The sequence below is a fragment of the Tropicimonas sp. TH_r6 genome, assembly GCF_033101155.1.
Classification (GTDB): domain Bacteria; phylum Pseudomonadota; class Alphaproteobacteria; order Rhodobacterales; family Rhodobacteraceae; genus Tropicimonas.
In genome coordinates this window covers 1-14,443 of record NZ_JAWMPX010000052.1, presented here as the reverse complement: position 1 = coordinate 14,443, position 14,443 = coordinate 1, and the positions used below count along the sequence as shown (strand labels likewise).

Annotated in this window: 12 protein-coding genes and 1 tRNA gene; 6 read left to right on the top strand and 7 right to left on the bottom strand. The window is 54.8% G+C overall.

Annotated elements, in window-relative coordinates; translation table 11 throughout:
* Positions 1 to 17: 17 nt before the first annotated feature.
* Positions 18 to 416: a hypothetical protein gene (locus R3X27_RS24720; RefSeq protein WP_317711582.1), complete on the bottom strand. Its 399-nt coding sequence runs from the start codon at positions 414 to 416 to the stop codon at positions 18 to 20.
* A gap of 555 nt (positions 417 to 971) precedes the next feature.
* Here R3X27_RS24720 and R3X27_RS24715 point away from each other — a divergent pair.
* Both R3X27_RS24715 and R3X27_RS24710 read left to right on the top strand, forming a co-directional pair.
* Positions 972 to 1,048, top strand: a tRNA-Met gene (locus R3X27_RS24715).
* A gap of 845 nt (positions 1,049 to 1,893) precedes the next feature.
* A complete protein-coding gene (locus tag R3X27_RS24710; protein ID WP_317711581.1) occupies positions 1,894 to 2,328 on the top strand; it encodes a hypothetical protein in 435 nt (144 codons plus the stop codon).
* A 244-nt stretch (positions 2,329 to 2,572) separates the two neighbouring features.
* Here R3X27_RS24710 and R3X27_RS24705 read toward each other — a convergent pair whose 3' ends face one another.
* On the bottom strand, positions 2,573 to 3,745 hold the full coding sequence (locus tag R3X27_RS24705) for a hypothetical protein (protein WP_317711580.1): 1,173 nt from the start codon (positions 3,743 to 3,745) through the stop codon (positions 2,573 to 2,575).
* Position 3,746: 1 nt separating this feature from the next.
* On the bottom strand, positions 3,747 to 4,121 hold the full coding sequence (locus tag R3X27_RS24700; RefSeq protein WP_317711579.1) for a hypothetical protein: 375 nt from the start codon (positions 4,119 to 4,121) through the stop codon (positions 3,747 to 3,749).
* A gap of 1,735 nt (positions 4,122 to 5,856) precedes the next feature.
* Between R3X27_RS24700 and R3X27_RS25740 the strand changes: the two genes are divergently transcribed.
* The 4 genes from R3X27_RS25740 to R3X27_RS24685 all read left to right on the top strand — a co-directional run bounded on the left by R3X27_RS25740 (position 5,857) and on the right by R3X27_RS24685 (position 7,966).
* Entirely contained in the window at positions 5,857 to 6,018 is a 162-nt protein-coding gene (locus R3X27_RS25740) for an excisionase family DNA-binding protein (protein ID WP_411572541.1), read from the top strand.
* A 100-nt stretch (positions 6,019 to 6,118) separates the two neighbouring features.
* Positions 6,119 to 6,280, top strand: a complete 162-nt coding sequence (locus tag R3X27_RS24695) for a helix-turn-helix domain-containing protein (RefSeq protein ID WP_317711578.1) — start codon at positions 6,119 to 6,121, stop codon at positions 6,278 to 6,280.
* Positions 6,273 to 7,352, top strand: coding sequence for a site-specific integrase (locus R3X27_RS24690; protein ID WP_317711577.1), 1,080 nt, complete (start codon positions 6,273 to 6,275; stop codon positions 7,350 to 7,352). The genes R3X27_RS24695 and R3X27_RS24690 overlap by 8 nt, the downstream gene beginning before the upstream one ends.
* Before the next feature lie 245 nt (positions 7,353 to 7,597).
* Positions 7,598 to 7,966, top strand: coding sequence for a hypothetical protein (locus R3X27_RS24685; RefSeq protein ID WP_317711576.1), 369 nt, complete (start codon positions 7,598 to 7,600; stop codon positions 7,964 to 7,966).
* A gap of 213 nt (positions 7,967 to 8,179) precedes the next feature.
* Here R3X27_RS24685 and R3X27_RS24680 read toward each other — a convergent pair whose 3' ends face one another.
* The 4 genes from R3X27_RS24680 to R3X27_RS24665 form a co-directional block, all read right to left on the bottom strand.
* Positions 8,180 to 10,711 carry a S8 family peptidase gene (locus R3X27_RS24680; RefSeq protein ID WP_317711575.1) on the bottom strand — a complete coding sequence of 844 codons (2,532 nt, stop codon included), beginning with the start codon at positions 10,709 to 10,711 and terminating at the stop codon, positions 8,180 to 8,182.
* 14 nt (positions 10,712 to 10,725) lie between these two features.
* Positions 10,726 to 11,721: an ATP-binding protein gene (locus tag R3X27_RS24675; protein WP_317711574.1), complete on the bottom strand. Its 996-nt coding sequence runs from the start codon at positions 11,719 to 11,721 to the stop codon at positions 10,726 to 10,728.
* A 775-nt stretch (positions 11,722 to 12,496) separates the two neighbouring features.
* A complete protein-coding gene (locus R3X27_RS24670) occupies positions 12,497 to 13,105 on the bottom strand; it encodes a hypothetical protein (protein ID WP_317711573.1) in 609 nt (202 codons plus the stop codon).
* A 4-nt stretch (positions 13,106 to 13,109) separates the two neighbouring features.
* Complete coding sequence (locus tag R3X27_RS24665) at positions 13,110 to 14,216, bottom strand: recombinase family protein (RefSeq protein ID WP_317711572.1); 1,107 nt, start codon at positions 14,214 to 14,216, stop codon at positions 13,110 to 13,112.
* Between the last annotated feature and the right edge of the window lie 227 nt (positions 14,217 to 14,443).

Here is a 14,443-nt window from a genome sequence, read left to right as displayed (position 1 = left end):
GCTTTCCGGGACCGCCTTCATCTCATGGGTGCGTTGAGGGGGAATCCCTCCGGTTGCACGGGTTCGGCCCGGGCGTTGATACCGTCCGGTGCCATATTGAACTGTTCATAACGTGCGACCTCGAGCGAGGCGACCAAATCCGGCGTGAGCTGAACCACTGTCACCTTCTGCAACCTGCAGGAAGCCTCGGCGACCTCGAAGTCCGGTTCACCCTCTGTCCGGGTCGACCTCCGAAGGGAAGGAATGAAGGTGAAGTCGACATTCGCATCCGGGGCATCGTGCGGGAGGGCCAGCCGCGTCGGTCGCGTTTGGGCCCCGACCGGCTCTTTGGTGGAGTGGGCAAAATAGCGTTCGACATGGAAGCGCATCGGATGCATCGCTCCGTGGGCGTCGAGTTCGGCGATCCCCTCTACCATTGGCACCCGGGAAAAGAAGAGCCGCCCCCAGCGATCCACATCCTGCCATTCTATCTCAGGGCTCGGAGAGCCAGTCTGGGAGCAGGCTATCGGCTGCGGGGTCTCCCCGACTCTGGGGGTGTCAGGACTTCACGATGCTTCCAAATCCAGATGCTTGGCATTCCCTCTCTGCAGGCGCGGACATCGACGACGCCCCAGCGCTCGGTCTTCACGACCGGGTGGACGCCGGCGGGAGACTGACGAGGTCCAGCAAGAGCCAAGGTCGAGGGCCGATGCGATCATGCTTGGAATGTGCATTTCCCAGCGGGGATCCGGTTCTTCTAACCTTGCCGGATATCCCTTGATCTGCATTTGCGCCTCCGCCGGTAGTCTCGTGCCAATTCCACGAGACGGTTTTCCGCCCAACACTGCGCAACCGCTCCCGCTGCGGTGCGTTTTGCTTGAGTGGCATGACTGGCGATCTTAGTGACATCTCCCTTGATAGACTTTTTTGATCCTGCCGGTGCTTTTGCCCTTGCAGCCGAATGAGAGGGGGCCTAGATAGGCAACTCTTGTCGCGGGGTGGAGCAGCCCGGTAGCTCGTCAGGCTCATAACCTGAAGGTCGTAGGTTCAAATCCTACCCCCGCAACCAGTTTCTCTCAATGAGAGAAGGCACTTGGCACCCCACGGGGTGCTTTTTGCATTATGCGTGCAAGTCAATCGAACCGGGGAGAAGTAGATCCGCCTCTCATCGCTTCGGAAAGCGGTCGTTTCAGTGATCTCGCTTCAGCCAAAGAGCGCAACCACAGCCATCGACATTGCGATTCTCCCAATCGCCGAGCACCCCCGCGCGGGCCATAGTGGTATCATGGAAGCTGGCATTACGTATGCGTAAGCCTTCCGGGACGACTTTCCGCCAAGCGCGAAACGAAAGACGTCGGGAGTTCGACACTCTGAAAATACGGCAGCGAAGTACTGCATTCTACGGTCACATAGGTTCCTAACCGGTTGAAGGATCACCACTTGAACTCATGCGCCTCGCCCTGGCTGCCTACACTGCGAGCCCAGGAATGCCGACGTGCCGGACATGTTCCGAAACTCATTCAAACAAAGCTCATGTCTCTTTCCTCAGAGAGGCGGTCCCTCGCGTGAGACCGCTCCCAGAAGGAACGAGACAACAACCGTAAATCAGATTTGACCCAACGCGAATTGGGGAGAAAGGAAAGTTGGAGACCAAGAAACGAAAACACTGGGTTCCGATGCCATGTCGGGAGTACCAACGGGGATTCCGCAATCGGTCTTCGCGAAACCCCTTGCCCACCGACGGGCCTAACGAAGCCATCGAAAACAAGAAACATTCGCTAAGACACCCTCCTTCCAACATATGCCAACACGGCAGCTCAGGCGCGCCGCTGCCGCATCGTCGACGGTACTTGACGCGGGCTCAACAAGGTCGACCCCCACGGTCAACCCCCGCATTGATGAGAGAGATTCATCATGTCTACCTTCCCACGATCCTTCCTCCCCGAGAACACCTATCGGCTGGTGCACTACTCCGATCCGGCGAACGAAAGAGATTCAGACCGACTCCTCGAAGTCGCCGCGAACGCTATCACTGACGCAAGATCGGCGGTTCAGCACTTTGGCGATTTGCCCACGATGTTCACCGATACTGTTAGGGATCTGGTCATATCCATCACTGCCTCCGTCGGTGAGCGGGATGTCCATACCGAATGCTATCGGGAAATTGCCGGCCAGTTCGTCGGCGCCGCGAACCATTGGCTTGGTATGCACAACGATGATGAATCGTTGCGATCAGTCATTTTTTATCTCGAACGCTCCCGTGAAAGCTCCGAGCGGATCGCAGACTTCCAGGCGGCGAAGGACGTGATTGATGGCCGGCTGAGGGTTCACAGAAACCGGAACCGCTGACCACATTCCACCTTCGCTGCGTTAGCGGTTGAGGTGGAACAGCACTTGCCCTGCCACCAATCGCTGCGGGTGCATTATCCGCAGTAGTGCCCTCCCGGTATCGGGCAACGCGTTCAAGGACCGGTCGTACGTGACGGTACGCATTAAAGTCGGGATTGCGGGCGTAGTGAGCTATCGCAGCTATTGCGCTAATGCCTGCCTTTGATTTCGTCGCAAACGAGCCTTCCGCTTCACTATCGCTTCTCTAACCAGAAAGCGGTTCCGCTGTATCAACAGACTTTCGGCTCAGTATAAGGGGGGGCATCTGTCTACGGTCGCCGGCCTTAACATTCAACCTGTCCGAACTCACTGCATCAAAGTCGTGGTTATTCACGCTCAACTGCAACTCTCTGTCTTGTTTTCCGCAGCAAACAAAAATCCGATACTCACCACTGTCATCGACCGTTTCAACCAAACGCCAATTGGGACGGTTCGTGTCAGTTACCTCGATACTAACAAAAAGCGCGGGTGAGGTTCCATGTTCTCCCAGAATTTGAACCAAACCGACGACCTCTGCGTCAGTAAACTTCCTAATTGCCACATAGGAGCAAACGACGGCCAGTATTGGCCATGTCCCCGCAACACCAACAACCCAAGCCAAAAAATTTAATGGCTCAATGAGAGTGTTCAAGAAATAAATTACCAAACCAGTGCCAAATGAAGCGAGCGCAGCAATGGAAAGAAGAGTGTGAGCCTTCAAATTCCTGGGAGAAAACAACTTTCCACCAACGAGGATGGTGACTAAACCGGCAAGCGCTCCAAGTACGACTTGTGCCAACCATCGCGAGTCTTTCAACGGGTTCGAGAAAGCAACATAGACCTCCCGCCCATTGGACGCTGAACTCGGCAACGTAACCAGTGGCAAGGTGGTTGCCCAACCTACTCTGGGGGCAAAGGCGATGTCATCTTCTTCAATGCTATCTGGAAGATGGATTTTCAGTTCAAATTCATCAACTGTTTCAGAACCTTGGTTCAGCAAAGATGAGTGAAGTTGAAAACCGGCATGGGAAAAGTCAAAAGAAAATCGAACTCTATTCTGAGATCCTGCCGAAACTATTTCTATGGCATTCTGAATGCGAAGCTTCAAAGAGCTAACACCATCAGGGTACAAAATAGAAATAAGAGTGTAGTCATCACCAATCGCAAGAATACCTGCGCTTATAGTATCTGCAGTTCTAATCACAGCATCATCACTCAACCTAAACGGCAACAATGCAGAGCCAATATAGGAGCTACCAGATGGGTTTACCGGTATAGTGACTGTCGCATCCGCGAAGCCTTGATTGGACAGCCCCATCTCGATGCTCGGCTGAGCCAAGGAGCTACGTGGAATGCTCCAGCACATGGTGATAAGAAAAATCAAGATAACCAGGCGCACGTCAAAACCAGTAGAATTGATTGAAGCCAATAGAAAGAGTTGAAAGAACCACCGACAGACACGAGGCTGTTAGCGAAATCCGTAAGTATTTTGACTGCCGGTAGTGAAGGTACTCCAGCGCCCTAAGTTCATCACGTTGATCAAGTTCATCGTAGTGTAAGTTTACTCCACGCGAATACAGGTAATTTGCCAAGATTGCGAGCCATGAGAGGGCGGAAAGAAGGGCCGGCGCGGTCAAAGAAATAGCGGCAACTGGGTTTAATTCGCGACCTAAATCAGGCAACATCCACGCAGAGAACCCTGCGATCAAAAGTGCTCGCGCCTCCGCATATCGCAACTGACTCATCAGGTTAGCAGTTCTATTCTCTGAAATCATGCGTCCGGCAACATAGGTTGTGTGGTTTGAACTTGGTCACTTTCGATTTATTCTCGGTATAGCCCCTGATTGCAAGTGATCCGACGTCTGTTTCTAAAAATTACCTTCCTTTGGGCCACAGAAATCACCTCAACACCCGACACCCGACATGTCGGCGGCAGTACCCTCATTCGTGCTCCGTGTGGCATAGGTCGAGATGGGGTCGTCTCTGCTGGTCGCTGCGCCGATTGCGAGTGACCGCATCCGTGCGAAGGCCTATCTTGGGGACATGCTCTACTTGCGAAACGTTCAGACCTGACTACCGACAGAAATGCGCAGATAGATTCTCTTGAGCCATCGAGCATCCTGGATCACAGTTACCCTAACGACACATCGATACCCATAAGGCAATCACAGTCGAGACCAGATGCGGGACGATTTCTAAGCCAAAGACCATCTCCCTGGTCGAGGTCTGCCGCCAGGAAGGATGTTGTGGGCTCGTGCCGCACGGGATGCGTCGCCAAGGGGCCAAAGGTCACAATTCGGGTCGTTTGCCTCCACCTTCATGCCTTCCAAACCTGCGAAGTACCCTTGGATCAGAACGCTACGTAGAAGCATGCACGATGGCAAAACGAATAGAAGAGTCTTCTGGCCACGTTCACGGGGCATACACTATTTGCCCCAATTGCCAGCAACGATTCGTAAAGAACCACCGGCGCAAGCGATACTGCTCTCAGCATTGCGCAAAGACGGCCTCGCGTTTACGTGGAAGAGAATCCGAGGATGCTCCGGTTCCCGCGAGGACCGCACAACGTCGCAACGAAGAGCAATGGGAAATCCTCAAGTCGAGGGCCGACTCCTATATCCGAGCTCAGAAACACAAGGCAGAGCCAGAGTTTCTTAGCAGGTGCCTTGAAGAGGCGAAGGGCTCTCACAGAACCCTGCGATCCGCCTTGCTAAACGGTCACATTGCGGCCAGCATCAGAAGGGCAGCGTACTCTTCAGGTGCAATCTGGAAGCACCGCGAGCGGAACCAGGATCTGGCACGCTTTTTGGAACATATCTCCGAACACTGCTTGAAGGAGCACCGGCAGCCAATCAAAGCCTATCTTGCAGAGACACCCAAGCGACAGCTGACACCGGGATATCTTCTCGCCGGACCGGCTCAAAAGAAAATGCCCAACTAATTGATAAAATGTCATTTTTCATTCACGCACACAGTATAAATAGATCATCTTGACGCGGCCTCAGGCCCGCGCCGAGATTAGTCTCGCTCGAAGAGACCCTAATTAGTTCAAAGCATCTCTCGGGATGTTGATGTTTCGGGCGGCGCTCGGTCCACCCGTCCGGCAGGTCTTTTGACGCCGGACGGTGCGGCCGAGGCCAGCCCGGTAGGTGTCCATGAAGACAACCGGTTAAGGGTGTTGAATGTCCCGATAGCAATTTGCTCTCAGGCCCGTTCCTGTTTTCGTCGTCCCGAAACAACGGAATCTGACCGGTCCAAATATCGACCGACTGTCATCCGCCAAGAACAAAATATCGACGGTGTATGGTGCACAAGAAGGTTTTCTTCAGCGGCCGGCCTTTATTGCAAAGAGGAAATTAATATTAACAGGCCAAAGGGAGACTTGGCCGGAGTTATACTAAGCACTTAAAAAAAAGACATCCATAGGCAGGTCGCAATTCTTGACACGATCACGATGATCGATCCGAGCAAAAACTGTTCGATCCTTATTCAAAAAAGCAGAGACTGACTATGGATCCTATCTACACTCCACGACAACTCGCCGATCGCTGGGGATGCTCCGTGCAAACCGTTCGCGACACAATAGTCGGAGGCAAGCTGCGTTCGTTTCGCGTAGGCCGATTAATGCGCATCCCAAGCGACGCGGTTCTGACATTCGAACGCCGAAAATAACCAGAAGAAAACATAGGTTAGCAGTGGCCAAGGGAAAGTGAACCCAGGTCCCTGCGCCCGTTTGTTCCGGCTGTCGATCATTCAAACACGGAGTCCCCAAATGGATAAATATCTTACACCTGAACAACTTGCCAATCGCTGGAGTTGTTCCTCCAACACCGTTCGAAACCTTATCTCGTCTGGAAAGCTCGATGCGTTCCGCGTTGGCAGAAAGCTGTTGAAAATTCCGACTGAGGCAATCAAGGAATATGAAGATGCATGATATATTTATTGGCAAGCTCAAGGGTCGCTATGTGGTGTACTGGTTTCGGGTTCCAAGCGACCGAAAAACCAGAGTTAGAAAGCGCCTCAAGGCCAAGACCAGGGATGAAGCAAGAGCGGAGGGTCAAAGAGTCTATGAAGCCGACCGGATTTTGTGTGGTCAGAAATATCTCTTCGAGGATATTGCTGAGATTTACGTAGAGAGCCTGCGCGGCCTCGCATCAGAATACAATGCGAGGAGCACCTTCAAGATCGTCAAACCGTTTTTCGGAAAATTCGACCCGACCCAGATCAACGATGACTTAGTCTACGAGTATCTCGAAGAAAGACGAACCGCATTTTGGGAGAAGCGGGGTAAAGAAATTTCCAATGGAACGCTCAATGGAGACATTGTCTTCATTCAGACCGCCCTGAATAAAGCCTACGGCAAGAACCTGATCGAAAAGCCGCAAAAATTAAAGCGCCCCAGCAAACCGGTGCCCCGCGATCGTTGGCTGACGACCGAAGAGATCGAAAAACTGGTAGATGCCTGTAAGCCTGAGCCACATTTGCAGGTCGCTCTTGTTGTCATGTTGACCACCGCCGGGCGCATCGGGTCGGTTTTGGAACTGGAGTGGAAGCGGGTTGATTTCGAGGCGAGGACCATTGACTTGCGAGTGGATCCCAAAAGGCCGGCGAAGGGCAGGGCCATAGTTCCGATGAACAACACTGCGTTCGAGGTTTTATCGAGATGGAAACCGATGTGTGATTCCAAGTATGTGGTGGAGTATCGCGGTGGCCCAATAGGCACGATCAGAACATCCTTCGATAGTGCCGTCACTCGTGCGGGCTTGGAAGATGTTACTCCGCATACAATCAGACACACAGCTGCGGTGCACATGGTGGCAGCAGGTTGTTCGCTTTTCAGGGTGTCTCAGTATCTCGGGCACAGCAGCATTAATGTGACGGAGAAGGTCTATGCCCGGTTCGCTCCTGGGCATTTGCAAGAGGAGGCCGATGCGGTCGACTTCTTTGGCAAGCGAAAGGATATATTGGAGGTGATCCCTCTTTCGCGCAGAAGGCCAAAGACCTGATGAGTTGTTCTGCCCTCGGCCACATGGCGTGGCCGGGGAGTTATCACCTGCAAAGCGCAACCAGGTTGATCCATGGGCGAAACCGAAGCTCCGAAATTGCTCAATGGACTTGTACTTAGGAACGACCACCAAGGACCAATTGGACGTTTTGAGGAGTTGCTTCCGCCGACAGCCAGAACCCCAAGAACGCTTCCAGCGAAAATCTTGAACCTCGCCATCTGCGAGTCCCACCGCTGGAGCACACCATGACTATTAACTTTCAAATCTCGCATAACCACTGTTCGTCGGACACTGCCGATCTGCCCGTCCTAACTTTCGTCAAAGAACACCAGACGGGGCTCCGGAAAGCGGCCCGGCTGCTTGGTGGAGGAGAGAAGGCCAGTCTCGTTGATCGCTGTATTGGGTTGCTCGAGCGCGAACGACGGCCGAGCAAGCGGTCTCTTCAAATATTGAAAGAGTTGTTCGAACTCCTGTCCCTCGAGAACGTACACGATCCCGATCTTCAGGAGATGGAACTTTTCGCCGTCATCGTCCCATGGGATCCAATCGTTCCTGAGATTTGCCTTCTTTGCGACGGACTTTGGGAAGCGATGGAGAATTCGTCTGCGCTTTGAGTGATAGAACTCACTCAAATGGTCGGTTCAAGAGACCACAACGAAACGTCGAAATGATTCGTCAAAGATCGCTCCGAGCCGTCCACCCAATCTCCCCGAAAGCAACGATCCGCCCTCTTTTCTGTTGGGTCAATGCTCGGGGAGGGCGGAATACGGACGATTGCGGCAGGTGAGAGACGAAACTAACGGCTCGGCGGAAACGGATACTCACGTTCAGACGCCAATAGTGACATCTACCCCTGCTGCAATCATGGCCTTTACTGTTGCAGCCACGTGAGCTTGCAAGTCGATGCCTGCCTCTGGCGATTCCAAAGTGACAATGAGCGCATATCGGACTTTTTCCAAGTATCGTTTCTGACTTGGCCGATCACGCCACCAACCCATGACGGGATAAACGGCCAATTTATCACGTGACGCAAGTTCCACCGCCGTTCCGGTCCAGGTATCGCAATGAAGCGATCCAGCTGAGACGGACCTGGGTCCGAAATCCCAATCCGCATCTCCTTCACCGCCACTCACCCGATCACCCATCTCGGAGTTGAAGCGGCTCTGGAATTCTCGGTCGGTATCGCGCCGGCGTTTGAGATCAAATCGAAGCCCGAATGATCTATAGCGCGCGGGATCGAGCATCGATCCTTTCAAGGGATAGGGTTCGACAAAATATGACAACGTGATCCGTAGTTTTACCTGGCAGTTTTCCAGTTGCTCCAGAACCTGAGTTGGCCAAGGGAGATGGTAGTAGTGGGCATTTCCATACGTGATACTGCCAACGCGCTGATTGGGGTCGCGCCTGCTGATGCCGGGGCGATCGTAAGGCTGAATGTGGGCCTGTGAAAAAAGCGCCAGATCGTTTGACGCAGAAGCGAGCGCTCGAGGCAGATCAGGCTGCCCGTAGCCGAACTTGCGGCGCAATGCACTGCGCCCGGTCATACCGCTGGCATTGGCCACCTCAGCCTTCATCGGATCTGTCCAGCGCGCGCTGTGTACCATCAGCGCCCGAACAGTCTCGGGCCAAAAATCGGGATGCTCGGCGGAGATCTGTGCCGCCATCCTCGCGGCTTGCGCCGTCGCAGCGCTGGTTGCATGAAACGGCACGAGGGCATCACCCCGCCCCCCCTTACCGGTCGACACAAGTGACAGAGACGGCATACCGTCCGAGACCTCATCTTCGAGTGCGTTGACCGCCCGGTTGCCGGCCTCAAAGACAAGCTCGGGCTTTACTGGGGTTGTGTTGTTGGGCCAGCCACACGAAGTTCTGCTGTACGGGCTAAGATCTCCGACACCTGCACACGGAAACCAAATTCCCCGGTCACGGTGAACGATGTCGTTTTTCAGCGTCACACCGCCAATCGTCAGAGCATTCCAAGCTTGAGCGGGGTCTTCTCCTGGATGGAGTGTAGCATCTTCGATGTTGGACCAATCACTGTCGTGATATATATTCCCGATGGTCTGAACAAAGAGACGACGAGGTGGTTCCTCACCACTGGCAGCATCGGCGCCCGCTGCAATTTCATCAATCGCAGCACTCCACCGTGTAGGTCGGTCACCGCGTCGATTACGGTTTGTTGTTGCTGAGCAAATTGTGCGGCATCGGTCGGGTTGCCGCTCCTCCGCCAAAGCAACGGCGGCTTGCGTGATTGCACCATAATTGGCGAGGTCATCGTCGGCTCTCGGTATCGGAGGGAGAAACTTGATGCTTTCAAGGCGGTGACGCAGCACAGGCGTAGACTGATCTGCAATTGGTCCGGTCAAATCCCCATGTAAGGCGAGACCAGCCATAGGGGTGCCGTGGCCTTGACCAGCGTAGTGATCATCGCCTTGCCAGTCTTCTACAAGCGCTTGCACATCTTCCGGAGCCAGCGCAGGCTCGATCAGTGGGTGGCCACGATTCACGCCTGTATCGAGAAGGCAAACCGATGGAACATCGGCTCCAGGCCATTGAATACGGCCCGCGAGATCCTCGACGAGCCCATCCTGTTCCTCGCCAGACAGGTTTACGAGTATGGCAGGGTCATCGGTGGCAAATCCGATCTCAGCCAGTCCGGGGCGACCAATGTCGAGCATGGCCTGAACCTGTGCTCGAGTCGCATACACAGGAACGATCTTAATGTCCGGAAACGTGCTCCACCGATCTTGCGAGGCGACTTGAATTCCGAGTGCGACCGCAACATCGGTTACATCGTCGACAAAGTCTTCCCAACACCAGAGCCCCCACCAACTTTCCGCGCTTCCTTCTGGCGGCAGTGTTGCCGGATCTTCACGCCACACATCGAGGAGTTGCGTCGGAAAGAAGTCCTGTATCGGCTCCATTTCGCTGGCGAGAGGCGGGTGTCCGCGGCCAGTTAGAGGCGCAGAGCGGTAGCGGTCCACCCTTTCAGCGAGGTAATCTCGGGCGGATTGGTCTTCGAGATGAAGAACCATCGTCCGGCGATTTTGATCTTCACCTGCCGCGCTTTGCCGAATGCCTTTTTCCGGTTTTTCAATGTCGAGTTCGCGCGAAGCGGGGTCAAGCTCGATGGTCACAAATGCGCCTGCACCGGGTTGTATGCCTTGCGGATGGTCATCTGCGGACGGTCGACGCTCTTCGGCAGCATCGAATGAGGCAACAAGCCCGTCGCTCAGCCTTGCACCGTGTTGTGCGCGGTTTCTCGCAAACGTACGGCCTCTGGAAGGCTGATGAGCTGTGTAGGAATGCGGCGTCAAAAGCGGCGTGATGTCAATATGGGGTCGGTCGTAATTTGCCAAGATCAATGCACCAGCTAATTGTGGCCTCTAAAAATAGTTTTCATGTCATGGCGCGCCGTAAGCTGCGCCAGCAGATCTTCCGTTCGAATGGTGTTGCGCTCTTGGAGGAGAGCTTCTTTGGCCGCTTCGTCAGCCGCTCTGGCAAGCTCAGCTTGGCTCAGGCCTGATCCAGCGGCCACAATGCGCTTCCAGGCGATCCGGGGATACTTCATCGGACGCAGGTTATTGCGGATAACTTCGCGTATTTCGTCAGGCGAGGGCAAATCAAACTGCAGGACTTCATCGAACCGACGCTGCAATGCGGGGTCCAGAAGTCCCGGATGGTTGGTTGCGGCGAGTATCACGCTGTCGGTGGAGGCTGGTTCTTCCATGAACTGCAAAAAGCTGTTCAGGACCCGGCGCATCTCACCAACGTCGTTGGTTGCAGCTCGTTTGCCACCGACCGCATCGAATTCATCAAAGAGATATACCCCGCGCCGCCGTATGGTTTCGTCGAAGACAAGGCGAAGCTTGGCGGATGTCTCACCCATATAGCGCGTGATCAATGCTTCAAGGCGAACAACGAGAAACGGCAACCGCAGCTGTCCGGCCAAGGCTTCGGCCGTCATTGTCTTGCCAGAACCCGGAGGTCCCGCAAAAAGCAAACGTCTTGAGGGGGTCCGATTGCCTTCGCGTAACCAGGTGCGCCGTTCTTGTTGCAACACAACGCGGTCCAACTTCTCGCGAAGAGCTGGTGCGAGTACCACTTGTGGCAGGCGAATGCTCGGGTCGCGCAGATCAAGAAGCCCTTCGAGATCGCCGCGCGGCTGCGACATGGAAACACTGACCGTGGGCTTGGCTGAACCGCCGCGTCGGAGGTCCTCGACAGCAGCCCGCAGTTGTTCAGCTGTCGTACGGTGCCCTTGTCGAGCCTCGGCCGCAGCAATCTGCAACGCGATTGCAAGGAACTGATCCTCGTCGCCCTCGGCGCGGCTGCGCAACATGGATAATATCTGCTTCGTGTTCGACATCTGTTGGCGCTGCTTTTTCGCGTCACACTAAACAGAACACGGTTCGCTGCCAATAGGTTTGCCCTGCTGCGTCTATCTATGCCGCGCTCGCGCACCAAGTTCCACCTTCGAAGTTCTGCCCCACATCCGCAAAGCTGGCACGCGCCCAACAGAAAGGTCTGGGGCCGGTGCCAGCGTGTAGGAAGTCAGGGCGAACTGGCGAGTGGCAGCATCGGAGAAGCCGAGCCGCGGCGTCGTTGACCCTGACCAAAGTCGGGATAGAGCCGTTAGGTACAGTTCTCCGTCAGTTCGAGACCCAGAGATTTGCGGTGGCTTCATGTGGGTCTACGGCTGACGATGGTCTTTGGGCTCTGCCAGAAAGTTCTCTTTTTGGGACCCTTCTTCGTGGCGATGTAAACGGCCAAGGCCTCGCCTGCTCGAGATCAGGGAAAAATAGCGGACAGGCGCCTATTCCCGATTCTTAGTCTGATCATCCCATCACGTTTCCCCTCAAGCCTCGAGAAGCGCTATCTTTTTAAGAGGGGATATCCGCTCTGCGTGATAGAAGTAGCCTTGAAACGGACACAACGATATCCTACATATTGGCGGCTGTCCGTTGGCTCCCCGAATTTCGCCATCGTTGTGTCTGCAGTGCTCAGAGCGTCCCTAACGCACATTATGCACGTGAGTTCAATGGACCCATCTTGCTGCGGCAACCGTTGGTAGCTGAGTAAATGGACGCGCAATCCGATCTACATGCGTGAAAAATCAAGTAGTTCGTTAGAACACGCCTTCCTCATAACCTGAAGGTCGTAGGTTCAAATCCTACCCCCGCAACCAACTTTAGCGAACGCTCGTTGATCTCGAAGCCCGGCCCAAGGTCGGGCTTCGAGCGTTTTAGCATCTCGACAAGATCTCCTTCGACATAGAACTCATGAAGCGCGCGTTCTTCGTCCCAGCGTACCAGTACACGGTCGATCAGGCGATGAAGCTCGTCGCCAGCAGCGCCTGCAACGCTTTCTTCGGAGAGTGTCTTGGTCAGGTTGCGAACATACTGCCGATATCTCTCCGGCAAGTCCGAAGGAAGCTCAATGGGCGCCGGAACGAGATTCTCTCTTTCCCCGCGCAGTTTCCTGAGTTCTTCATCCGTCTTGTTCAGAGCTTCGATCACCGCAGGCGAAAACTGCCCGTTTGCGACGGCGTCGAGGAACCCAGTATGACGCTTTTCCAACTCCCGTATCTTCTTGTCGTGGACCAGTAGGGCGTCTTTTGCGCCGGCTTGTTCATCGCGAAGCTTCTTGTTCACCTGTTCTGCGAAGTGTTCGTAGGCCCCGTCCTGCATCAGGCCATGCTCCAGGCAGCCGAGGATAGCGTTACCTGCAGCTGTTTCCAGTACGCCCGGCATTCCCTCACAGACGTGAACGTCCCTTCTCCTTGGCGTTTGCGCAATAGTAGCGGCGCCGCTCGCCTTTGCCGGCCACTGTTGAGTTGCCGCCACACCGGTGGCAGGTGAGGAGTCCTGACAGCAGGTATTTCCTTCGCCGGACCGCCTGAGAGGCCGATGCTCCACGCGTATCACCCTTTGTTGGCGTGATCCCCCCTCGCTTTGCCGAAAGGTCGTCCTGGCGTGTCTTCACGGCCTTCCAGAGTTCGTCGTCGATGATCCGCAAATGTGGCACCTCTTCGCTGAGCCAATCGTCCTCAGGCACTGGTCGCGCTACACGTTTTCGCGTGATCGGATGCCTTACGTAGGTCTGCCGATTCCAGACACGACGCCCTATGTAGAGTTCGTTGTTCAGGATACCGGTTCCGCGCTTGCGGTTGCCATTTATTGTGTTCTGCTTCCAGTGTCCGCTACCTTCGCCGCGTCCTCGTGGAGAGGGAATCCCCGCCTGATTGAGAGCACCGGCGATCTGAATCGGCGACTTGCCTTCCGCGAACTCGCGGAAGATCCTCTTCACAATCAGCGCCTCCTCGGCAGCGATTTCAAGATCACTTCCGTCCGGTTTGCCATTGGCTTTGAAGAGTGGCTTCGGACGGTATCCGTAGGCCCGACCACCGGCACTCTTGCCGTCTTTGACCTTGCCGATGAGACCGCGCCGCGTTCTCTGGCTTATAGCATGTAAGAACTGGCTGCCTTGGATACCTGCGAACCCGACCTTTAAGAGGTCCATTTCTCCTTCGGCAAGCATATGTAAGGTTACTCCGGCATACTCCGCGCGCTTGTAGATCTGTGCGCCGTCTTCCGGGTCCCGAGTCAGACGATCCATCGTCTCGGCAACAACGACGTCAAAGGCGCTTCGATCAATATCCGCCAGAAGGGCCTGGTAGCCCTCGCGGAATGGAGACGCGCTTGTCAGTTGCTCGTCGTGATATTCCTTCACGACGACCCAGTTTTTCTTCGCCGCGAAGTCACGGCAAAAGGACAGTTGATCTCGGATCGATAGCGGGCTTTGCATGTCGGTTGAGTAGCGTGCATAGAGTGCCACGCGCTTCGGCGGTTCAATCTCGATCATTTGGGGTCTCTGGAGTTCTGGAGGTTCTCTGGGTTGGTGTCGCCGATGCCCTGAAGAAGTTCAAAAGCGGCTCGAATCTGCCGGGCCGACCGCAGACAAACACTGCTTGGCAGCGAAAACCGTTCGCAACGGAAAATCGTCGACAAGTTTAATCACTGCGGGTTTAGGGCTGCGTTGGCCCTGGAGCCGCTTAAGGATCGGTTCACCAATGACAGCAAAACCAAGTG

Bases quoted from the DNA above. Each gene is read 5' to 3' on its own strand.
- R3X27_RS24720 (WP_317711582.1), bottom strand. From the start codon at position 416: ATGGTAGAGGGGATCGCCGAACTCGACGCCCACGGAGCGATGCATCCG.
- R3X27_RS24710 (WP_317711581.1), top strand. From the start codon at position 1,894: ATGTCTACCTTCCCACGATCCTTCCTCCCCGAGAACACCTATCGGCTG.
- R3X27_RS24700 (WP_317711579.1), bottom strand. From the start codon at position 4,121: ATGATTTCAGAGAATAGAACTGCTAACCTGATGAGTCAGTTGCGATAT.
- R3X27_RS25740 (WP_411572541.1), top strand. From the start codon at position 5,857: ATGGATCCTATCTACACTCCACGACAACTCGCCGATCGCTGGGGATGC.
- R3X27_RS24695 (WP_317711578.1), top strand. From the start codon at position 6,119: ATGGATAAATATCTTACACCTGAACAACTTGCCAATCGCTGGAGTTGT.
- R3X27_RS24690 (WP_317711577.1), top strand. From the start codon at position 6,273: ATGCATGATATATTTATTGGCAAGCTCAAGGGTCGCTATGTGGTGTAC.
- R3X27_RS24685 (WP_317711576.1), top strand. From the start codon at position 7,598: ATGACTATTAACTTTCAAATCTCGCATAACCACTGTTCGTCGGACACT.
- R3X27_RS24675 (WP_317711574.1), bottom strand. From the start codon at position 11,721: ATGTCGAACACGAAGCAGATATTATCCATGTTGCGCAGCCGCGCCGAG.
- R3X27_RS24670 (WP_317711573.1), bottom strand. From the start codon at position 13,105: ATGCCGGGCGTACTGGAAACAGCTGCAGGTAACGCTATCCTCGGCTGC.
- R3X27_RS24665 (WP_317711572.1), bottom strand. From the start codon at position 14,216: ATGATCGAGATTGAACCGCCGAAGCGCGTGGCACTCTATGCACGCTAC.